This window comes from Paenibacillus sp. CAU 1782 (genome assembly GCF_054551715.1).
Window position 1 is genome coordinate 65,511 of record NZ_JBTOLL010000011.1, and the last position, 19,941, is coordinate 85,451.

Sequence of the window (19,941 nt, forward strand, 5' to 3'; positions counted from 1 at the left end):
TTTGAAAAAGCGCCTTTCATGGAACAAACATTCGGAAACAGCTGCTCTCCGCGGGGGTGAAAACAAGCCCTAGCAATTTCATAATTCCAAGCGGGTTAGTTTGATATAAGAGTGTAATCTTTATTTATACCATAACCCAATATTAAAAAGCAATAAAAAATCAAAAAAAACACTTGTCATCCTGGACGAGTGTGAGGTATGATAGGAAACGAGATAAGAAACGGAAAAACAGGAGGTGAATGGCGATGGAAAAGATGGCTATGCAAATGATGATGACCATGTGCATGGATGAAATGATGTGCAAAATGAAATCCATGAAGATGATGATGGACATGATGATGGAAGCCAAGATGATGGACGGCATGGATATGAATATGATGATTATGAAAATGCAGGAATGCGATGAAATGATGACCATGATGATGAAAATGATGCGCGAAATGGAGCAAGTGTCCATGTAAGGATTCAGGATGAATCTGGCCATTCATCCCGGGTTTGATGCAGATTTTACATCGGCAGAGCAGTCCACTGCATGCCAATAAGATGTTCGGTTTAACCTGTCAGGTTTGGCAAAGCAGATCACTGCATGCCGAATTTTTTTTATTTTTGAGGGCCTTGACCCTGATCCTATAACGTTTCGCCCTGCGCGACGTAATGTTCCTTCAGCTTGCTGGCGATCATAATGCGCTGCAGCTTGAATTCCCAAACCTTCTCCGTCAACTGGCGTCTTTCGGCGTCGCTGTATTGCACATTGTGCAATTGCTCGTACAGTTCCAGAACCTTGCGGTTAATGGCATCGAATCGCAACCACAAATCAACTCGCAATCCATGCTGAATTTCCAACGCAATGTGAGCATCCCTGGCCTTTAAGGTTTGCAGGATGTGCTGCTGCCACTCCGTATCCCCGATTTCAATCGCAAAATTGTAAAGATCCAAATAATTATCCGTCCACTTTGCAGCGATATCTTTTTCGGTAATCTTCATAGCTGGCATCCTCCTGAATGAACTCGCTTTATATACCTAGTATTATACTAGGAATTAAGGGGATTGCAAGCCCCAATTCAGAAAACACAAAAATTTATCCTTTTTCTCATTCTTGAATGCAGTATAATACAAGGTGGGCCGTTGTTGGTCCCATTTAGGCAAAACCTTTTTTCAAGGATGTGTCTGCAGCAGCTTGATTTGCTTCTACAGGAGGGTTGAATTGTGGGTTACGTACAGGAGACCTCGAAGGAATTGTTTCAATACTTTCCTTTGTTGACCAAGAGGGATGATTTCGATGAATTTTGGGGACAGACGATAGCAGAAGCGCAAGCGGCGCCGTTGAATCCGGAAAGAAACCAGCTGGATTACCCGTCCAAGGCGGTGACGGTTAGCGAAATATCCTATTGCGGCAGCGATGGGACCCGGATTTATGGCTGGTTTATCGTGCCGGCATTTATGGGCAAAGCGACGTATCCTTGCCTGATTCATTATCATGGCTTCGGAGGCAGTCGTGGCGAACCGTCCGAGCTGATGCATTGGGCCATGATGGGGCTTGCGGTGCTGTCGGTCGATTGCCGCGATCAAGGCGGCCGCACCGGGAGCCAGGCGCCTTACAGCCACGGCTTTGTCGGCAATGTAGCCAGCAGGGGCGTACATAGCCGGTTTGAATATTATTTCCGCCATGTGTATACGGATTGCTTGAAGGCGATTGATTTTGCTTGCGGGCAGCCGGAGGTCAACGCCGACCGGATTATCCTTGAAGGCGGAAGCCAGGGAGGAGCGCTTGGCATGGCCGTTGCCGCATTGGATGACCGGCCCAAGCTGGCCATGGTTGATGTGCCCAGCAACAGCGATATCGGCGAGCGGGTTCGCGGCAATCACGGAGCGTTTGGCGCAGTAGCGGAATATTTGAGGCGGCATCCCGACCAGACTGATCTGGTAATGGACAACCTGAGCTATTTTGACACGATGAACATGGCTGACCGGATTACATGCCCTGTGCTGGCATCGGTGGCTCTTAAAGACGAAATTTGCCCGCCGCTCATGTATTTCGCCACCTATAACCGGATAGCGGGGGAGAAGGAAATTCACATTTACCCCTTTAACGGACACGAAGGCGGAGGGGCGAGGCATACGGAGATCAAGCTGGCTTATCTAAAGGAGCATTTTGGCCATTGGTTTTAGGATTTAGGACACCCTGGATTTGACGGAAACTGAATGATACATGCATCCGGCAGAGCGAATATAGTTGTAGCCTGCGGAATAGCCCCTCTTCCTCCATCGACTGTCAGCCCTGTTGGAGCTTTCCTCATTGCGGCAACAAAATGTTCCAAGCAAGCTGATGATGAGGACATTTTGAACAACCTTTTTAACAGGGATGGGTGGGGGAAAATGAGACGGAGCAAAGGAATAAATTCACCGTGGACGTACGCGTTCGGGATGTTGGCCATGATGATTCCGAGTCAGGCGTTCAGCACGTTTTATACGTACTATTATATTGAAAAGCTGGGATTGGGACTGGCCCTGGCAACATTGGCCCGGGTGATCTTTATGATCTGGGATGCGGTCAACCAGCCGCTGGCTGGGTATTTCTCCGACCGGACCCAATCGCGATACGGCCGCCGAAAACCTTGGATTTACATTGCGGTTCCGCTTTTTATGCTGACGTTTATTCTGATTTTTTCGGTGCCGGGCGGTTTGTCGGGGTACGGCCTGTTCGCGTGGTTCCTGATTGCGTTAATTCTGTACGAAGCCGCCGCAACGATTCTATGGGTCAACTATGGCGCGTTGTTCCCTGAGTTATTCAGGGGCGGGACGATTCGCACCAAGGCATCCGCCATTCAGCAGGGGTATCAGATTGTGGCGCTTCTGATCGGAACCGCCGTGACCCCTATTCTGTTCAACAGTTTGGGCTTTGGCTCCATGTCGATCATTTATGCGGTAGTATTTGCCTTCTTTATGCTGCTGTGCATGAGATATGTTCAGGAGGACTCGGAGGCGCTCAAGACGCCCCGCATGGGATTAAAGGAAGCCTTTAGCGCGACGTTGTCGAATAAGCCGTTTTGGGTGTTTAATATCTCCAATTCGTTTGCCCAGACGGTAAACGGGCTTCTTAGCTCCATGATCCCCTTTTACGCGAAATATGTGCTGAAAATCCCTGAGGAACAGGTAACCATTCTGCTGGCCACCATCTTTGTTTCGGTTATACCGTTGGTTGGCGTATGGTATTGGCTGGTCCGCCGGATGGATCCTGTCATCGCATGGCGGTTATCTCTTGGCGCGTATGCGCTCTCCGTTATCCCCCTCTGGTTCGGCAACAGTCTTGGAGCGGGCGTGGTAGCAGGAGTTATTGTCGGGTTCGGCATGGCCGGTTTTCTGGTTACGCCGCCTGTTGTCACCGGGCTGATAATCGACCGGGATTTTGAGGAAACAGGTCGTCGAAGAGAAGGGGTTTATACAGCTGTCGCTGGTTTTATTACTCGCTCCAGCGGCTTGATTTCGGTGCTGGCCTTTTTTATCGTCGGTCAACTATTCGGGTACAAAAGCGGGGATGAGCCGGGTCCTGATCCCGAGACGACCTTCCGCGTGCTGATCAGCGTCGTGCCTTTCCTGCTGCTGTTTACTGCGATTGGGTTATCGTTTCTGATGAAATTCAAGGACGGCGTTTCTGTGAAGGAAAATAATGGGGGTTCGGGAATCAATGTATGAAATTAGTATGGATCTTAAAAGCGACTGGGCCAAAACGGCCCTTGAAGTGCTGCGCGGCGCTGGCAGCGCAATCGACGATAACGCCGGGTTCCAGGAAACGGCGCTGAACTATTTCCTGCTGACAATGCCACAGGAGCAGGCTGAAGCTATGACGGACGAGACGGGACGAAGGCTGGAGGAGATGGAGAACATCGTCATCTCCCATATGCAGGACACGATCGTGCCGGATATCCGCGAGCGCACCCGCTATACGGGAAATACGTTCCATTTTTGCTGGGTATACAATCAGGGCGAGCATATCGTGGAGCTGAATTCGGAATACCGAATTCCTTTGTAAATATAAGATAGGTGCAGTGCCTTCGTGGCAAAATAGAGAAACAAAGCTTTGGATGAGAAGGAGTGGAGACATGGTCAAGGAAAAAACAGGCGGCGCTTTCGGCAGCCGCAGCAACTTTATTGTCGTAATGGTTATGATTCTTGGCGTGTTCGTCGCCATTCTGAATGAAACCTTGCTGAATGTGGCGTTGCCGCAGATTAGAGGAGATCTTGAGATTGCCGCAAGCAAAGCCCAATGGCTGAGCACGGGATATTTGCTGGTCATTGGCGTGTTAATCCCCATGACGGCTTATTTGATGAGACGTTTCCCGACGCGCAGCCTGTTTCTGTCGGCGATGCTGCTGTTTATGGCAGGGACGCTGGTCGCGGCGCTTTCACCCGGCTTTGAGCTGCTGCTGCTGGGACGTATTCTGCAAGCATCCGGCACGGGATTGCTGTTCCCGCTGCTGACCAACGTTGTATTTTCGGTTGTGCCGATTGAAAAAAGGGGCTCCGCCATGGGTACGATCGGCATCGTTATTACATTCGCCCCAGCGATCGGGCCAACGTTATCCGGCATTATCGTGGAGCATTTCAGCTGGCGCGTCCTGTTCTACAGCGTGCTTCCGGTAGCCTTGTTTGTTATTTTGTTCGCCTACTACAAGCTGCAAAATGTGACGGAAACCAGCAAGCCGCGAATCGACGTGTTGTCCATGCTGCTGTCGACCATCGGGTTTGGCGGTCTGGTGTATGGCTTCAGCAGCGCGGGGGAAGGACACGGAAGCTGGAACAGCCCGACCGTGCTTGTTCCCATGATTGCGGGAGCGGTCGCCCTGCTGCTGTTTGTATGGAGGCAGCTGACGATCAAGGAGCCGCTTCTGGATCTGCGTACCTTCACCCATCGCATATTCAGCCTGTCGACGCCAATTATGATGATTGTCATGATGGCGATGTTCTCCGCGATGCTGCTGCTGCCGATGTTCCTGCAGGAGGCGCTGCAGTATACGCCGCTTGAAGCAGGACTTGTTATGCTGCCTGGCGGCATTCTGATGGGGATCATGTCGCCGATTACCGGACGCCTGTTCGACCGGTTTGGAGCCAAATGGCTGTCCATCATCGGACTCGTATTGCTTGCCAATACGCTGTGGCAGTTCTCCGGCCTGACGCCGGAAACGCCATATGCGTTTATCATGGTTATGAATACTCTGCTCATGCTGGGCATCTCCATGATGATGATGCCGGTTATGACCAACGCGCTGAATTCTTTGCCGCCAAAGCTGTACACGCATGGCACGGCCATATTGAGCACGCTGCAGCAGGTATCGGGCGCAATCGGCACGGCCTTGCTTGTAACCGTGATGAGCAATCGCTCCGCAAGCTTCCTCGCGGAAGCGGGAGTTGACCCGGCGGATGATCCCGCAATGGGAATGGCCGCCATGATGGCAGGCATGAAAAGCGCGTTTCTGATCGCGTTTGCCTTGGTTGTCACGGCGCTGGTTCTGACCCTGCTGCTGAAGCGGGCAAACCGCCCTTCAGGCGAGGGAGAGACGGCTCCTCAGCCGAGCCACTAATACAAACGAATACCAATGAACACAAATAAAGGCGCCGCTTTGGGGAACGTTGATGTTTCCCAAGGCGGCGCCTTTTGCGTGCCGGTCGTTTAGTGGATGCCTCGGTAATAACCGAGGCGGCTTTGAACGACCCCCTCTAGTTGAGGCCGATGGCTGCTGGCTTGCGTTATTGCTGAACGCTGGTTTTCAGCAGCTCGGCGAAGGCGTCCAACTGCTTCCGCGTAGACAGCGGATCGGTAGTAAAATACGTATTCCAATCTAGCGAAATAACCTTGCCGTTTTTGGCCGCCGGAAGCTGGCTAAAAATAGGGCCGTTTACGATTTCGTCGGCTCTTTCAGCGCCGCCGTCGTTTGCGAGTATGGACAGGAATACATAGTCGGAGACGACATATTCAGGCAGCACCTCCAACGAAATTTCCAATTGCCCAAGTCCTTGATCCAGCACGTCACGCTGAATAATGTCCGGGGCTTTCAAGCCAAGCAGGTCGTAGATGACATAACCGCCCATTGCTTTATTGCCATAAATAAACTGATTTTGGGGACGAACGTTGAAGATCGACACCGTTTCATCTTCGCCGATAATGGATGAAACGTCTTTCTTGGTTTGCTCCAGCTTTTCATTAAATTCCTTGAGCCATGTCTCGGCTTCCGCCTGCTTGCCTAAGATATCGCCAAACAACGCGATTTGCTCCTGAGGATTGTATTGCAGCCATGGAATCCACAAGGTAGGCGCGATTTTGGACAACTCGTCATAGGTAGCTTCAACATGAGTCACGATGAGATCAGGCTCAAGCTCGACGATTTTTTCCAGGTTCAGGCCGTTCCAGGGATCGCCTATAGGCTCGATACCCTCCCATTCGTTTTCCAAAAGGGGATAGGCTGACCATTCATTGTCGCCGCCAACCGGCTTGACGCCAAGCGCCAGCATTGCTCCTGTATACTGGATGGCCACAATTCGCTGCGGCCTGACGGGAATGACGCTTACGCCTTTGCCGTGCTGGAATTCTCTGGTTTCAGCTTCTTCGCTCTCGGCAGGTTCGGAAGCCGCCGGCTCCTGAGTTGCCGATGAATCGGAAGAAGATGTCGGCGACGATAGCGGTTCTGCGGAGTCCGGCTGGTTATTGCCATTTCCGCCGCAGGCGGTAAGGATTGCAAGCAGCAGGATAGCTGCGATAAAGCCCCCATGTCTAAAAGATAATTTCACGTTTTCCCCTCCATGATATTGATTCTCATTGTCGAGAAAAATCATACCAAACGCCGCCGACTTGGAACATGGCCTGCCGTAAGAAGTTTGGTGGACTTTTATAAGCAGACAACCTAAAAAAAGACTGCTTGTCGGGGAGGTTGCTATAGGCCAAACCAGTTTTCCATATCTTCTAGCTGCCGCTGGTTGGACAGGGGATCATAGCCGTGCCAGCGGCTCATATCGGCCTGATGAACAATGCCGCCATTCCGAACATACTGAATCCAGGCTTCTTCCTTCAAAAGGATTCCTGTTCGGGCTGCCGCCTGCGGTGACGGTTCGGTAATCAGCAGGATCACATCGGCAGTGAAGCGGGGGAGAATATCCTCGAGTTGTATCGCGAAGGAAGCGCCGTCCAGGCTTAGCTTCTGTACCTCCAAAGGCGCATGAAACCCTAATTCGCCATAAACGACCTGACTGCCCATGCCCCGATTCAGATACAGGTAAGAGGATGTGTTACGGATATTCACAATAAGCAAAGTCCGCTTCAAGCTGACGGAGGCCTGAAGGCGTTCTTTGAGGATAGCGCCGCGCTGCCCAAAGTCTTGAAGCCAAAGCCGCTTTTGCTCCTCACGGCCCGTTATGCCCGCCAGCAATGAAAAGTGTCCGCGCCAATCGCTGCCGTACCATGGGACAACCAGAGTGGGAGCCAGCGTTCGGCAGGCTTCAATTTTGCTTTTCTCCAGATTGTCGATTGCCAGAATGATGTCGGGACGCAGAGCGGCCAGTTCATCCTGTGAAAAGCCAACCGCCGAGTCACGTACCAGGCAGCCGCCTTCGGAAAGCACGGTTTCGTATTCGCCGAAGCGCCATGGATAAGCAAGCGTAGCCGCAGGCGCAATGCCAAGCGCCAGCAAATGCAGAGTCAGATGGGGACTCAGGGAAACAATCTTTTTGGGTGAGCGGATATAGCTGGTCGGAGATACTCCGACCTCTTGCTTGAAGCGCCGGCTGGCGTAATGCTCGTCCTTGTAGCCAACCTCTCTTGCGGCCTCAAGCAGCCTAGCGCCGCCGAACAGCAGCCGTTCCTGAATATGACGAATGCGCAATTCCGTAATGAACTCGGTTAAGCTTTTGCCGGTAACCTGTTTGAACAGGGCCGAAAAATATTCCGGCGTAAATCCCGCCTTCTTCGACAAAACGCCTCTTTTCAAATCCTCGTGGTAATGGCTGCGAATATAGTCCGCAATTTTTTGAATGACGGCTTCATTCCCGTCGCTCTGGTCTGAACGCGGGGAATTGGCAGAGCTAAGCTCATGCATCCAATCGTGGAACAGGGCGACGGCCAGCGAATAGTGAATTTGCTCCGAAGCGGGCTTCAAGCGGACCAACTCGTCCGCTAACTGCAGAAGCCGTTCCGGCCGGGGAGCGGATAATGCGCCCCAATCTGCAAACCCTTCCCTCAGCCGGGCGAATATAATCTGTTCGTCTTGCTCCACACGGGAGCCAAGCCGATTGAAGGAAACCGCATAGACGACAGCTTCATTAAAATAGGGCTCTACCGATATGGCCATGCCGGGAAGTCCGTAGAAGCATTTGCCTGAAGCAAGCGGATATTTCTGCCCATTCAGCAGCAAGGTGCCCATTCCGGATTCCACCAGCAGCACGATATGCATATTGGAAGGGGGCAGAGTCAGCTTGTCTCTGCATACATGCCTGACTGCGCCTGCAAACTCGTTAGTGACGATGCTACCGGGAACCTGCTGCGGCGATTCTGGCTGTCCATACTGCGTCATGGAGGCTCACCTTTTCTTCAGTTGTAGTCATGGATCGTTGTTGGCTTTATTTTGTCAGTATAGCATATAGGGGTGTGATGGGGAGCGGAGGAGCATGCGGTAAGGCGTTGTTATGCAAGGGGCTGCCGTTGGAAACAACGCTCATAAAAAAACTTATTGAAAAAAGCTTGATAATAATTATCGTTATTGTTAAAATAAAAAAAGAAGAAGGAATACCCCAGTATCCCTTCTCCAGATCATTATTTAACTTCGAATGTTTTGCAGTCTGTTTCAGACGATGTGTGCGCTTTTTCTTGAGATGTGATATAGATTTGTTCAGCAGCGCATTTGTTTCCGTTATGCCAGTGGACACAAGTGTCAACTTCGCAGAGTACGTCTTTAGCCATCGTGAGCACCTCCTTATGAAATTGTTGTGAAACCCAATACAGCACAGATCGTCAATATCAAGTTACCAGCTTGACTAAAGATCTGCATGTCCCTTTTACCAGAAGGGGCTATTTGCGTTTCAGTACTATTTTAACCCATTTCCATTATTTCTGCAACATGACCGGCAATCGTGAATGAAAATGAAAGCGCGGCGACGGGATGGATTGAGGACAACTGGTGCAACGGAGCTTTGAGCTGAAATCAGGCGAAGGCGACAGCGTCAGGGGCGAGGTCAGGATGCAAGGGATATCTGATGCCGAGGGTTCGGCGGATATCCCTTTATTTATTGGTATCTTCAGTTTTCTTTAACGGCTTCGGATATTTTCTTAGCCTCATTAATTAGCCCGTTGCTGTTGATTTTGTTGAAATCTTCATAGGTGAAGGTTATGGTTCTATCACTGTAGAGCTTCTCTCCTGAATAATCCATCATTTGCTCGACTTCCTCAATTTTCTGCAGGGGTAAAAGGGTGTCCTTATGGATAACGTAGCGAAGCTTGTACTTCTGGTCTTTGTTGATGACCAATGTGTACTCTTTGCCATTCATGTCATGATGGCCTTCCTGTGACGTTTGCTCATGGTTGATCCCCGTAACATTTAGAATGAATCTATCGTTTTCTTGCCCGATTGTTAGGGTAAGATCCTTCAACCCTTTTATCACGGCAAAGGGATCTATTTCTGGTTGCCATTGTTCCTTATGGATATCCATAGCCCTTTGATCCCCATTCGAAATCTCGATCCACGGCTCTCCGATTCTTTTCTCGAATACTCCATAGGCATCGGCTACATAGTAATTGATGATTGAATTATCCTTTTGAAAACGTATTTCGCTAAACAGCAAGTATGGTGACTTGACGTATTGTAATGCCGTGGCGGAAGTTGGCCCCTCCCAAATGAGTTCCTCTTTTGTACTGCCGTAATTCCGCAGGAAACCTTCAGTGTCTACGCCGTAGCTCTCAAGAGAGTTGACTAGTTCAGAGGATAATCGAAGCAACTCCTCCGCTTCTGGCAAACCCTGATCATTTGTGTGTATTTCTACTTTCTTGATGGATTGCTGTTCACAACCGCTTAGAACAAAAAGCAGCAGCAGACTGACTGCCAGCGTGGTTTTACAAAAACTAGACATCGCTTCTCATCCATTCCCTTCATGTTGTATATAGACTACCTCCTATATCGGCACCTTATTTTCCAAACTTTAGGATGGTAAGCTGAGACTGCCAAAATAAAAAGCCCGCACGAGCAGGGAAGTTACGGCCTCCCTGCTCAGTACGAGCGTCTGCACCATTGCATTGGTGGATTAAACCGCCGTGAAGCAAGCAGTCTATACGTATTGCGGGGTTATACAATCAAGAGGGGTCCGGGCTAATGCTGTAGGTGATCCACTCTTCGCGTTCGCCGCCTATTTTGTCATAAAAACGCTGAGCGCGATGGTTGTCATGTGCTGTAACCCAGCTTATGTCCGCATAGCCGTGCTGCGCCGCATAACGCCGGCAGGCTTGAACGAGTGCGGCCGCGACATCCCGGCCGCGTTGTTCCTCCACCACGTAAAGGTCGTTCATAACGACAACCCGTGATGCTCTCAAGGTGCTGAAGGTAAAATAAAGCGTTGCAAAACCCGCCAGCTTTTCCCCGTTATCCGCCACCAGTTGAATGCCTTCCTTTTGCTCAAGGAGCTGTTCGATCAGAGCATCTAACCGATTTTCGTCAGGAGGATTGCTTCCATAAAAGTCAACGATATATTCCAGCATCAAAGATTTTAAGCGTGGCAAGTCCCCTTTTTCAGCGGGTCTGATCGCAAAGTGGTGTTTGTTTTCCATCATTCCTTTTCCTCCCAATGTTCATCCGATGACTCTATTGTAGCGATGGATTCTCGGCCCCGTAATAGAGGAAGTGGAGGAAAGTTTGTATTTCCTTCGGTCCCTATTCCATGCGGTCGCCTGCTAGGCGCTTCTAAACTAACAATGCTGTAAGGAAACTGTAATGCTAATCGATAGGAAATGAATGGGAAGTCAACTAAGCTTGGAATAGATGTTTGGGCATAGCAGAAGGGAGAAATCACATTGGGGATAGAAGAACGGAAACAGCGGATTGAAGTCATTGATATCGTACGTGGTATTGCTTTATTAGGTGTATTCATTATTAATATGAGGTTTTTCAGTACGCCTTATCTAGCGATAGCTTATCAAGCTGAGTTATGGCCGGGATTTTGGGACAAGCTTGTAAGCGAGCTGGAAACCTTGTTTGTGGCGGGCAAGTTTATTTCCATTTTTTCATTTCTGTTTGGTTTTGGAATGGTCTTGATGCTGGAGAGTGCGAAAAAACGAGAGATATGGTTTGCCCCGTTAATCACTAGACGGCTGCTGGCGCTAGCCCTGTTCGGCCTGCTTCACGGTTTTCTCATCTGGTATGGGGACATCCTGCTTCATTATGCGCTGCTGGGGTTTCTGCTTTTATTGTTTGTGAACCGTAAGCCGCGGACGCTGCTTATTAGCGCGCTGGCGCTGATCTCGCTGCTGCCCTTGTTGACCTTGATCGGAGGCGGAGCCGGCACATTCCAGCTGCCCGACTATTTTGACAGTTATGTAGCACTGAACACAAAGATTTATGGCGAAGGCTCGTACAGCCTTATTTTGCAGCAAAGAATTCAGGAGTGGATGGGAACGGCACCGGAGCAGATCGGATTTTATCCGCACTTGCTAGGCATGTTTTTGTTGGGGGCTTTTTTTGCCAGGAAAAAATGGTTCCATCGAGCTGAGATGCACAGAGTCATGCTTGGAAAGCTTTGTGTAGCGATGCTGCTTTTGTTCACAGGATTAACAACGCTGACGATTATTTCGGCAAAACCATGGTCTGATCTAGCGATGTTGATCGGCTGGCCGGTCGGCGCTATGTTGTATATAACAGCGATTGTACTTGTTTCGCAGACTGAAGCAGGCAAGAAGTGGCTGAGCCCTTTTGCGTATGTTGGACGTATGGCTTTTACCAACTATATTCTGCAATCCGTCATCGGAACATTGATTTTTTATGGCTACGGATTTGGTTATTTCGGGCAAGCAGGGCATGTCGTGCAGCTGCTTATTTCAATCTGCGTGTTTGCGTGTCAGCTGCTGCTCAGCAGACTTTGGCTGCGCCGGTTCAGGATGGGGCCTCTGGAGTGGATATGGAGAGTCATTACCTATTGGACTGTGCCATCCATGAAAAGCCGGGGCTGAAGGCATTGCTGCCTCGACCGTCCGGAAATAATTGTGTTCGTGTCTATTTCAGCTGTTTAATCCCTACAGCAGTCTTGCCGGTTGTTTGGTATAATGGGAGGCATGATGAGGATCAAGGAAGGCGGATAAATAGATGAAAAATATTATGTCGTTGCAAGAGCTGCATGACTCCCTGGATGAGCCGAATGTGGTAGTCGTGGACTGCCGCTTTGTGATGGGCCAGCCGGATGCGGGCCGAGAGCAGTATAAAGCTTCGCATATTCCCGGCGCAGTTTATTTGGATTTGGAAAAGGATTTGTCCGCACCGATCGGCGAGCATGGCGGACGCCATCCGCTACCGGATATCGTAGAATTGACCATGGCGCTCAGCCGCGTAGGCATCGGCAATGAATCTCAAGTTATCGCTTATGACGATCAAGGCGGAGCGATGGCTTCCCGGCTTTGGTGGCTGCTTAACTATCTGGGCCATGAAGCGGTGGCCGTGCTGGATGAAGGGTACACGGCATGGGTTAACGCGGGATATTCCGTTTCTGCGGAGCTCGGGACGGTTCAGCCGACTAAATTTCTAGCAGTTGTTGAGCACTCCATCCTGATGGAAATGGACGAGCTGAGGGAGCGGCTGGATGACGAAAGATTGACGCTGATCGATTCCCGCGAAGCTCCTCGTTACCGTGGCGAGGTCGAGCCGCTGGACCGGGTGGCGGGACATATTCCCGGCGCGATCAATGTCTTCTGGAAGGACGGCTTGACGGAGAGTGGTTCTTGGAAGGATGCCGAGGCCCAAGCGGAGCGTTTTGCCGATCTGGATAAGGATAGCGAAATTGTTGTTTATTGCGGTTCGGGCGTAACGGCAACGCCTAATGTGATTGCCCTGCAGGAAGCGGGTTTTTCGAGGGTGAGGTTGTATGCGGGGAGCTGGAGCGATTGGATCTCGTATAGCGAGAATCCGGTGGCGACGGGGGAGGAGTAAGTGCCGAAAGACCGCGTCGGACGCAGGTTTGGGGGCTGCGGCAGGTTAGGAGTAAGTGACCTGTTGCAGCCCTCTTTTGCTCTTTTACAAACAAGAAGCGGAACCACTTCAGAAAATGCCATACTAGAAAAAGTTGACGTCATTCAAAAAAAACGAACATTTGATCTCATTTATTCTATATGCTATATTATGGTAGTAAGGTTATATTAATGTGCAAAGGTGGGCTTGATAAACATGAGAGCGCAATTAGAAGGGATTACAGTTTTAGCGAATGATGTCCCCCGATTGGCTAGATTTTATCGTGATGTCCTGGGATTTAATACAGTAATTGAGGAAAATCATTATGTTGAATTTGAAAATAGCGGAGTTCGCCTAGCGATTTTTTCAAAACCATTAATGGCGGACAACACGAACAATCATCCTTCTTTTACGGAAGAACGCAAAGGACAAGCTTTTGAGCTTAATTTTCAATGTGATTCACCTGAAGATGCCCGTGAAACTTATCATGATTTCGTCTCAAAAGGAGCTACGGGGATTACAGAGCCTAAGTTGATGTCTTGGGGGCACACAACGGGGTTCTTTGCAGACCCGGAGGGGAACATTCATTCCATCTTTGCAGTCAACCCAGTGGCGAAGGGAGAAGAGTAAGAACTGAGAGGCCGCGTTGGACGCGGGTTTGGGGGCTGTGACAGGTTGCCGAGGGGCAGGCTGTTGCGGCCCTCTTTGAGCTTTTCTGTCAAACAGCTTCCAAACAAGAACCCAAGGAAAGCAGCTGCAAGCGGCCCGGGGCTAGCCACATAAGGCGGTCGGGTCAGGTGGTTGTTGAATGGCATCGGAGTCCGGGAGGACTCTTGCTCTGAACGGCTCCTGTTCATAAGGCAGCCGAATGCTACAGACGCGTAAGCGATGCGTTCTCCCGAATATATCCATCATTTCCGTTCGGTTTCGGCGGCAGTACCGCCAACCGATCCAAGCTCAGACCGAACTTTTGCCACGGCTTTGCTTTGCTCATTCATTGTATCATGTTGGTTTTTTTAACATCTGCAACGAATATCTCATAAAGGCCTGTACCGCAGGAGCAGGCGTAGACACAGAGCGGGTGACAAGTCCGATGGAACGGTTAAAAGAAGGGGTTAGCTGCCTAGTAGAAATGCCTTTTGAATCAAACGGGATAGCCAGTTCAGGCAGAAGTGTGATTCCTAATCCCGCACGGACGATTGAAATAATTGAAAAGGTGTTGCTTAAATTGTAATTAATATTCAATCGGCTTGATGAGTTCTGTAAAATCGAATTTAGTAGTTGCTCGTATCCCCGCACGTTGATATATGGTTCTGCAGCAATGCTACCTATATTAATAGTCGTTTGTAAATTAAGTCGATGTGTATCTGACATCACTACGTGAATTGGGTCGTCGAATAAATCATTAAAAGTCAATTCATTATTGGGATCAACCGAAAAGCCGATATCCACCTCGCCCTCTTTAACCCATTCGGCTATATCGCAATAATCGCCTTCCGTAACAATACACTCAATGTTTGGATGTTTTTGGTGAAAGCCAAGCAATAATTTTGGTATTAGATTTGCAGTAAAGCTTGGAAAACAACCGATTTTGACCTTGCCGGATTCAAGCTTCGTTAGGCTAAGCGCTTTTTCCTCAATAATCCGGGTTTGGTTCAGTGCTTCTCTTGCATGTGGAAGAAAAGAAGTACCTGCTTCCGTAATCCGAACTTCCCTCTTGTTGCGATCAAACAGCTCAATGCCAAGCTCGGCTTCAAGCGATTGCAGGGAGTGGCTTACAGCAGATTGTGACATATTCAAGCTCTCCGCAGCCTTGGTAAAGCTTCCTTTTTCGTGAATGGCAATAAAGACTGCAAGCTGTAGTAGCGTCATTTTATACTTACACCTCTTATTATCTATTTTATTCATAGTAAATAGTTTAATTATTCATTTGATTGATGGGTTATTCATTAATATACTAAATGAAGTACTGTAAATACAAGTTTGGGAAGGTGCTGGCTAAACGTGATTCGTGAAATGACTATCTATGACTATGAGCAGATGACTGATTTTTGGGGGGAAATTGAGGGGTTGGCATTAAGCGCTGCCGATTCCAAAACCAATATTGAGATGTATTTGGACCGGAATAAAGGACTCAGCTATGTATATGAGGTGGAGAGCAGCATAGTAGGAACAATACTTTGCGGGCATGATGGTCGAAGAGGATTTATTTATCATGTTGCCGTGAAGCCAGAATTCCGACATAAGAAAATCGGACAGCGATTGGTAGATTTGTGTCTGAGCAAATTAAGAGATGAAGGAATAGACAAATGCCACATCTTTGTTCTGGATGATAATGAAGGTGGCAACTATTTTTGGAGCAGGTCTGGCTGGGAGAAGAGGAGCGGTTTCTCGGTCTTTTCGAAGGACACCGAGTGATACGGCGTATAAGACAATTGGAGCAACTGGATTTCGTATAGCGAGAATCCGGTTGCTGTTAGGGATAAAGAGAAACCGAAAGGCGTATAGCAGTATGTGACTCGGAGTACATCGCACATGTGGCGATGTACTTTTTGCTTTTTACTATGCTGCGTTGGCTCGGAAGAATGGAGCGGATGAAAAGGCTGTAAAGATTGCTCTTAAGCAGGCGTTAAGGTAAGCCGCAGTATAAAGATGTTATACTGAAATGAATAGGCAAGAATAACCGATATTCTGATAGCCTGTTAAAGGCTGGAGTTATGGAGCGCAGGAAGGGGATATCTCTGGATGAGTTTATTTATTGAGCGTTTGCGCAAGGGCTATGGGAAAAAGCTCATCTCGCTCCACACCTGGAACGGGTGGATCATTGTTATTTTGGCATTGACGGGGCTTCTGCTGCTGGGAGGTTTCTGGCGGGGGGTTCTGGGCGAAGGCCGCGTATGGCTTAAATGGCTGCATATCGTGGTTGGAATTGCTTCGCTAGTACCCGTTGTTTATTATTTATTTCTTGCCGCTAAGCACTGGAAGCGAATTAAAGATAAGCCGTGGCAAAAATTCAACGTCATTTTTGTGCTGGCACTGCTCGCTGGATGGCTCTTGTCCGGCCTGCTTCTATGGCAGTTTAGACTGGTTGGCCCAGAAGTATCGAATGCGGCATTGCTTACGCATGATTTGCTGACGTGGATCGGACTGCCTTATATCATTTATCATTCCATTACGCGGATGAAATGGCTGAAGGAACCTCATCGTCGTACGATAAAACCGGTTACTGAGGAATTCATTCATCCGGCTGCAGGGCCGCAAGCGGTCTATTCACGGCGGCAGGTTATTAAATGGACATTGGGTGCCGGATTAGCGATTGCGGTGGGACCTTCTTTTGTAAAATGGCTGGGCGGCACGCTGGGGACGGGCTCAGGCGGGGTTTCATCTATTGATGGGCTTATTGCAGAGGATGGCAATAAGCTGCTGCCTGAGCCGCAGCCGCTTCCAGCATCGCTTCCGCCTAGCGGCGGCGGTGCAAAAGGGACTTTTCGCGTGTACACAGTAACGCCAATTCCAACATTCGACAATAGCAATTGGTCGTTTACGATTGATGGATTGGTCGATCAGCCTATGACGTGGAACTGGGAGCAGTTTGTTGCTTTGAAGCGGACGGTGCAGGTGAGCGACTTTCATTGTGTGACGGGGTGGTCTGTGTACAACAATACGTGGGAGGGCATCACGCTTAAGGAACTGCTTAAAAGCGCAGGTGTTCAATCGAAAGCGAAGACGGTGAAGTTTTATTCCGGAGACGGTGTGTACACCGATTCCCTAACACTCGAGCAAGCGGATATGGATGATGTGATGGTCGCTGTTATGCATGATGGAAAGGTGATTCCAAGCGATCTCGGCGGTCCGGTCAAGCTTGTTGTACCCAAAATGTATGCGTACAAGTCGGTCAAATGGCTGAACCGAATTGAGCTGATTGAAGGGGAGCATACGGGATATTGGGAGCGGCGCGGGTATGCAACCGACGCTTGGGTTTGATAAGAAGCTGGAGAGATAAGCTTTCTTATTCTGACAATCTCATTGCAACCGGAGATGAAGAAAACCGATAAGATGGATTTCGGTATTGTAATTGGAGTACATCGCACATGTGGCGATGTACTTCTTTGCGTTGGGCTCAGGAGCTCTGGAATGCACTCAAAGTAAACTCAGAGAGCCTCAAGCCTCTGTTGCCAAGGTCCGCTGCAATGAGTCGTTTCTTTTGAAGTAGTTGGCTGCGGTTCGCTTCGCTTTCCTTACAAGGAGACCGCGTGCAGCCTGGACGGCACGCGGTCTATCTCATAGAAGAAAGTTGATTGGACTTGCTATAAGAATAAGAGAGGGGGGCCGCGCCAGACGTGGTTGAACGGCTGCAGCGGCCCCGATTTGCTAATTCATTTAGACCATCATCCCGATATCGTGCTGGCCGACGATAAGCTTCACCGACTCGAGATAAACCCGCGTGATCGTGGGTCGCGCGATGAGATCGATTTCGATATCCGTGATTTTATACCGAGCGATTTTGCCGTCCCTTTTATCGTAAACGACATTAAATTCCTTCAATCCTACTTGATGAATCAGAACGGAAGACCCAACCGATAAGGAAGCCGTTTCGAACTCCCCATGATCGAACAACACTTCCGAAATAATCTCATCGTTCATATCCACAATCGTGACCTGTTGGCAAAATTGGTATTGCATTCGCAGACATCTCCTTTAGGTGGTATTGATGCAGAATGAGCGAATTGGATGCCCCATACCGCTCTTCTTACTTTATCGGATAAACCGGGCTGCCGTATAGCGTGATTTCACCAATTCTTTATATTTTCCTCAGCGTGTTAATAGACTAAAAAAGAAATATGGTACTTTGACCGCCAAGGGAAGACACAAATCAATTGAAGTTGATAGTGAACAGTGTTACTCTAACAACGGTAAACCCATAATCTATCGTTTGCAATACAGCTAATCATTGTCACTATTTTAGATATAGAGAAAGGAACTACCATGATAAAAGTTAATAACTTATCCTTCTCATTTCCGCAAAAAGAGCTATATAAAAATATTTCATTTACGCTTGAGGATTCGCAGCATTGCGCTTTTATAGGATCAAATGGCAATGGTAAAAGTACATTAATCGATATCTTAATGGATCCGGAAAGATATTTGTTCGAGGGCAAGCTAGAAATCGATCCGTCTTGCAAGATTGGTTTCGTAAGTCAATTTCCGCAATTCGATAAAACGAAAGAAACCACCGTTTTTGAATATATAGGGGAAGAATTTATTGAGATACAGAATGAAATAACCGCTATTTGCACGGAGATGGAAACATCATCGGATATTGATTCCTTATTAGAAAAATACCAGTTAGCTTTAGACGCATTCGATTCACTTGGCGGGGAAGATTTTGAAAGCAACATGAATAAGAAACTAAATGCAGCAAACCTTATGAAGCTGAAAGATGTTAGGGTATCCGACTTGAGCGGCGGGGAGTTCAAGCTTATTCAAGTGATGAAGGAAATGCTTGGTAGTCCGGACGTAATGATTATGGACGAACCGGATGTATTCTTAGACTTTGAAAACCTTAATGGGCTTAAGAACCTTATCAATTCCCACAAAGGCATATTGTTAGTGGTTACGCACAACCGATATTTATTAAATCATTGTTTTAATAAAATCATACACCTCGAAAACATGGAGATCCAAGAGTTTGAAGGGCGATATATGGATTATACCTTCTCTTTGCTTCAGTCTAAAGTTGAGTTGCAAGAACTTAAAGTCGCCGAGGATGAAGAAGTGGAGAGAAACGAAACGATCATTGCCAATCTTAGAGTGATCGCAACGTATAATTCAGAAGCGTCTAGAGGAAAAGCATTAAAAGCCAGAGTCAAGTTTCAAGAAAGATTGGAAGCGCGCAGAATTAAAGCGCCATTTGTTGATATTAAGCAACCGATTATTTCTTTTGATATGGATAATGAGATTGAGGAAACCACTGTCGTAAACGTCCATCAGTATAGTGTTGCTTTTGACGAATTGCTTTTGGACAAGGTTAGCTTTGAGATAAAATCTACGGATAAAGTAGCCATTATTGGTTCGAACGGCACCGGGAAAACGACATTACTCCGAGATATCTTCCAAAATAATCATGATTCCATTGAAATAAATAGCGATGTTAAACTAGCTTATTTATCTCAAAATCAAGGCGAAGTGCTGAAGGAATCGAATACCATCCTGGAGGAATTCATCGATGCCGGATTTAAAACGTATGATGAAGTCAGAGCGTATCTTTCAAACTATGGCTTTGAAGGAGAGATCGTTACCCAAAAGATAGAATCTTTATCCGGTGGAGAAAAAAACATGCTTCAATTGGCTAAAGCCGCCGCCAGTAAAGCAAACGTATTGCTGCTTGATGAACCGACAAGTCATTTGGATATCTATTCACAATTAGCGCTAGAAAAAGCGATCGAAAACTATAAAGGCGCGATTGTTATGATTTCACATGATTTCTATTCGGTTGTAAATGGTATGGATTATGTGTTGATTATCGAAGACAAGTCGATCAGGAAAATGAGTATTCGAAAATACAGACAGATGATATATGCGAGTCATTTTGATAAGGACTATTTATTAGCTGAACAAAATAAAAAATCGGTTGAAATGCAAATAGAATTGGCTTTAAAGGATACTGATTTTGAACGTGCAAAGGGATTGGTTGATGAGCTGGAAGAGCTGATCAAATCACTTTGAAGCACCGTATGATGCAGAGAGCACGTTGCCCATG

General features: G+C 48.1%; 19 protein-coding genes. 11 read left to right on the forward strand and 8 right to left on the reverse strand.

From position 1 onward, the window contains the following. Positions 1-245: 245 nt before the first annotated feature. Positions 246-461, forward strand: a complete 216-nt coding sequence (locus tag ACX93W_RS19400; RefSeq protein ID WP_459394030.1) for a hypothetical protein — start codon at positions 246-248, stop codon at positions 459-461. Between the two features lie 166 nt (positions 462-627). Here ACX93W_RS19400 and ACX93W_RS19405 read toward each other — a convergent pair whose 3' ends face one another. Then, a complete protein-coding gene (locus ACX93W_RS19405) occupies positions 628-984 on the reverse strand; it encodes a hypothetical protein (protein WP_459394031.1) in 357 nt (118 codons plus the stop codon). A 222-nt stretch (positions 985-1,206) separates the two neighbouring features. Between ACX93W_RS19405 and ACX93W_RS19410 the strand changes: the two genes are divergently transcribed. The 4 genes from ACX93W_RS19410 to ACX93W_RS19425 all read left to right on the forward strand — a co-directional run bounded on the left by ACX93W_RS19410 (position 1,207) and on the right by ACX93W_RS19425 (position 5,579). After that, positions 1,207-2,169: an acetylxylan esterase gene (locus ACX93W_RS19410; RefSeq protein WP_459394032.1), complete on the forward strand. Its 963-nt coding sequence runs from the start codon at positions 1,207-1,209 to the stop codon at positions 2,167-2,169. A gap of 207 nt (positions 2,170-2,376) precedes the next feature. Next, positions 2,377-3,693, forward strand: coding sequence for an MFS transporter (locus ACX93W_RS19415; protein WP_459394033.1), 1,317 nt, complete (start codon positions 2,377-2,379; stop codon positions 3,691-3,693). Beyond that, a complete protein-coding gene (locus ACX93W_RS19420; RefSeq protein ID WP_459394034.1) occupies positions 3,686-4,030 on the forward strand; it encodes a hypothetical protein in 345 nt (114 codons plus the stop codon). The genes ACX93W_RS19415 and ACX93W_RS19420 overlap by 8 nt, the downstream gene beginning before the upstream one ends. A gap of 70 nt (positions 4,031-4,100) precedes the next feature. Beyond that, positions 4,101-5,579: a DHA2 family efflux MFS transporter permease subunit gene (locus tag ACX93W_RS19425; protein WP_459394035.1), complete on the forward strand. Its 1,479-nt coding sequence runs from the start codon at positions 4,101-4,103 to the stop codon at positions 5,577-5,579. Positions 5,580-5,745: 166 nt separating this feature from the next. Here ACX93W_RS19425 and ACX93W_RS19430 read toward each other — a convergent pair whose 3' ends face one another. The 5 genes from ACX93W_RS19430 to ACX93W_RS19450 all read right to left on the reverse strand — a co-directional run bounded on the left by ACX93W_RS19430 (position 5,746) and on the right by ACX93W_RS19450 (position 10,801). Next, positions 5,746-6,783 (reverse strand): ABC transporter substrate-binding protein, encoded by a 1,038-nt coding sequence (locus tag ACX93W_RS19430; RefSeq protein WP_459394036.1) that lies wholly within the window; start codon positions 6,781-6,783, stop codon positions 5,746-5,748. Positions 6,784-6,926: 143 nt separating this feature from the next. Further along, a complete protein-coding gene (locus tag ACX93W_RS19435; protein WP_459394037.1) occupies positions 6,927-8,558 on the reverse strand; it encodes an AraC family transcriptional regulator in 1,632 nt (543 codons plus the stop codon). A 239-nt stretch (positions 8,559-8,797) separates the two neighbouring features. Next, positions 8,798-8,944, reverse strand: a complete 147-nt coding sequence (locus ACX93W_RS19440) for a DUF1540 domain-containing protein (RefSeq protein WP_459394038.1) — start codon at positions 8,942-8,944, stop codon at positions 8,798-8,800. A 335-nt stretch (positions 8,945-9,279) separates the two neighbouring features. Beyond that, positions 9,280-10,107 (reverse strand): DUF6612 family protein, encoded by an 828-nt coding sequence (locus ACX93W_RS19445; protein WP_459394039.1) that lies wholly within the window; start codon positions 10,105-10,107, stop codon positions 9,280-9,282. A 220-nt stretch (positions 10,108-10,327) separates the two neighbouring features. Next, a complete protein-coding gene (locus ACX93W_RS19450) occupies positions 10,328-10,801 on the reverse strand; it encodes a GNAT family N-acetyltransferase (protein WP_459394040.1) in 474 nt (157 codons plus the stop codon). Between the two features lie 240 nt (positions 10,802-11,041). Between ACX93W_RS19450 and ACX93W_RS19455 the strand changes: the two genes are divergently transcribed. The 3 genes from ACX93W_RS19455 (at position 11,042) to ACX93W_RS19465 (ending at position 13,811) form a co-directional block, all read left to right on the forward strand. After that, on the forward strand, positions 11,042-12,193 hold the full coding sequence (locus ACX93W_RS19455; protein ID WP_459394041.1) for a DUF418 domain-containing protein: 1,152 nt from the start codon (positions 11,042-11,044) through the stop codon (positions 12,191-12,193). A gap of 133 nt (positions 12,194-12,326) precedes the next feature. After that, positions 12,327-13,163, forward strand: coding sequence for a sulfurtransferase (locus ACX93W_RS19460; protein ID WP_459394042.1), 837 nt, complete (start codon positions 12,327-12,329; stop codon positions 13,161-13,163). 234 nt (positions 13,164-13,397) lie between these two features. Continuing rightward, on the forward strand, positions 13,398-13,811 hold the full coding sequence (locus tag ACX93W_RS19465; RefSeq protein ID WP_459394043.1) for a VOC family protein: 414 nt from the start codon (positions 13,398-13,400) through the stop codon (positions 13,809-13,811). Between the two features lie 372 nt (positions 13,812-14,183). On the opposite strand, the gene ACX93W_RS19470 is transcribed toward ACX93W_RS19465, so the two are convergent. Further along, positions 14,184-15,053, reverse strand: coding sequence for a LysR family transcriptional regulator (locus ACX93W_RS19470; protein ID WP_459394044.1), 870 nt, complete (start codon positions 15,051-15,053; stop codon positions 14,184-14,186). A gap of 132 nt (positions 15,054-15,185) precedes the next feature. On the opposite strand from ACX93W_RS19470, the gene ACX93W_RS19475 reads away from it, so the two are divergent. Together ACX93W_RS19475 and ACX93W_RS19480 are read left to right on the forward strand one after the other, a co-directional pair. Then, a complete protein-coding gene (locus ACX93W_RS19475) occupies positions 15,186-15,599 on the forward strand; it encodes a GNAT family N-acetyltransferase (RefSeq protein ID WP_459394045.1) in 414 nt (137 codons plus the stop codon). A gap of 327 nt (positions 15,600-15,926) precedes the next feature. After that, positions 15,927-17,165: a molybdopterin-dependent oxidoreductase gene (locus ACX93W_RS19480; protein ID WP_459394046.1), complete on the forward strand. Its 1,239-nt coding sequence runs from the start codon at positions 15,927-15,929 to the stop codon at positions 17,163-17,165. Positions 17,166-17,561: 396 nt separating this feature from the next. Here ACX93W_RS19480 and ACX93W_RS19485 read toward each other — a convergent pair whose 3' ends face one another. Then, positions 17,562-17,864, reverse strand: a complete 303-nt coding sequence (locus tag ACX93W_RS19485) for a hypothetical protein (RefSeq protein ID WP_459394047.1) — start codon at positions 17,862-17,864, stop codon at positions 17,562-17,564. A 303-nt stretch (positions 17,865-18,167) separates the two neighbouring features. On the opposite strand from ACX93W_RS19485, the gene ACX93W_RS19490 reads away from it, so the two are divergent. Continuing rightward, the gene (locus ACX93W_RS19490) at positions 18,168-19,907 is read left to right on the forward strand and encodes an ABC-F family ATP-binding cassette domain-containing protein (protein ID WP_459394048.1); all 1,740 of its coding nucleotides are present in this window, start codon (positions 18,168-18,170) and stop codon (positions 19,905-19,907) included. The last annotated feature ends 34 nt before the right edge of the window (positions 19,908-19,941 follow it).

Coding starts and splice junctions, on each gene's coding strand:
- ACX93W_RS19400 (WP_459394030.1), top strand. CDS start 246: ATGGAAAAGATGGCTATGCAAATGATGATGACCATGTGCATGGATGAA.
- ACX93W_RS19405 (WP_459394031.1), bottom strand. CDS start 984: ATGAAGATTACCGAAAAAGATATCGCTGCAAAGTGGACGGATAATTAT.
- ACX93W_RS19415 (WP_459394033.1), top strand. CDS start 2,377: ATGAGACGGAGCAAAGGAATAAATTCACCGTGGACGTACGCGTTCGGG.
- ACX93W_RS19420 (WP_459394034.1), top strand. CDS start 3,686: ATGTATGAAATTAGTATGGATCTTAAAAGCGACTGGGCCAAAACGGCC.
- ACX93W_RS19425 (WP_459394035.1), top strand. CDS start 4,101: ATGGTCAAGGAAAAAACAGGCGGCGCTTTCGGCAGCCGCAGCAACTTT.
- ACX93W_RS19435 (WP_459394037.1), bottom strand. CDS start 8,558: ATGACGCAGTATGGACAGCCAGAATCGCCGCAGCAGGTTCCCGGTAGC.
- ACX93W_RS19440 (WP_459394038.1), bottom strand. CDS start 8,944: ATGGCTAAAGACGTACTCTGCGAAGTTGACACTTGTGTCCACTGGCAT.
- ACX93W_RS19445 (WP_459394039.1), bottom strand. CDS start 10,107: ATGTCTAGTTTTTGTAAAACCACGCTGGCAGTCAGTCTGCTGCTGCTT.
- ACX93W_RS19450 (WP_459394040.1), bottom strand. CDS start 10,801: ATGATGGAAAACAAACACCACTTTGCGATCAGACCCGCTGAAAAAGGG.
- ACX93W_RS19460 (WP_459394042.1), top strand. CDS start 12,327: ATGAAAAATATTATGTCGTTGCAAGAGCTGCATGACTCCCTGGATGAG.
- ACX93W_RS19465 (WP_459394043.1), top strand. CDS start 13,398: ATGAGAGCGCAATTAGAAGGGATTACAGTTTTAGCGAATGATGTCCCC.
- ACX93W_RS19470 (WP_459394044.1), bottom strand. CDS start 15,053: ATGACGCTACTACAGCTTGCAGTCTTTATTGCCATTCACGAAAAAGGA.
- ACX93W_RS19480 (WP_459394046.1), top strand. CDS start 15,927: ATGAGTTTATTTATTGAGCGTTTGCGCAAGGGCTATGGGAAAAAGCTC.
- ACX93W_RS19485 (WP_459394047.1), bottom strand. CDS start 17,864: ATGCAATACCAATTTTGCCAACAGGTCACGATTGTGGATATGAACGAT.
- ACX93W_RS19490 (WP_459394048.1), top strand. CDS start 18,168: ATGATAAAAGTTAATAACTTATCCTTCTCATTTCCGCAAAAAGAGCTA.